Source organism: Bartonella sp. AA86SXKL (genome assembly GCF_042196885.1).
On sequence record NZ_JBHIRE010000276.1, the window covers coordinates 1 to 768 of the forward strand.

A 768-nucleotide genomic window follows, 5' to 3' on the forward strand; every position below is an offset into this window, starting at 1 on the left:
GGATGCTGACCAGGCTCATCCTTCTTTTTCAGGTATGTTTATAGAAACAGAAATTGGTGAACAAGGAAAAACTATTTTTGCTAAAAGGCGCAAACGCTCACCTAATGATCCTGAAATTCACGTTGCCCATTTTGTTACCGGTACAATGGATAACATCCAAGAAACAGAAGCCGAAACGGATCGCTCCCTGTTTATTGGTCGAGGACGATCTCTGCATCGACCCGCTGCATTTGATCGTAATGCCTGCTTTAGCAACAGTCAAGGTTGCGTTCTTGATCCAATAATTTCAATTCGATGCCGTATAAAAATTCCGGCACATGAAAGAGCAGAACTTATTTTTTGGACTTTTGCTGCCAATGCAAAAGAAACACTGCATAATCCTATTAAACATTATCAACAACCCAATATGCTTCAACAGGAACTTTCAATGGCATGGACACGCTCACAAGTCTCACTGTATCAGAGTGGTATCCAGCTTAGAGAAGCGATGACCTATCAAAAATATGCAACGCCTCTTCTCTATCCCGACCCGATATGGCGTCTTTCTCCAAAAAATTTAGCAAAAACTCTTGGTAAACAATCTGATCTTTGGCCTATGTCCATTTCAGGAGACCTTCCAATCTGTCTTCTCAGATTAGATAATGAAGGAGATATAACTGTCCTGCGTGAGCTGCTTAAAGCGCACGAATATTGGCGTATGCGTGGACTCCTTGTTGATCTGGTCATTCTCAACGAACAAGCCTTTTCTTATATACAAGATACAAAACG

The 768-nt window shown here is 41.4% G+C and carries 1 protein-coding gene; it reads left to right on the forward strand.

Annotation, left to right across the window (positions count from 1 at the left end; translation table 11 throughout):
* Positions 1-768, forward strand: a 768-nt coding sequence (locus ACFIO5_RS11515; RefSeq protein ID WP_375705482.1) for a hypothetical protein, incomplete at both ends; no start/stop codon positions are given.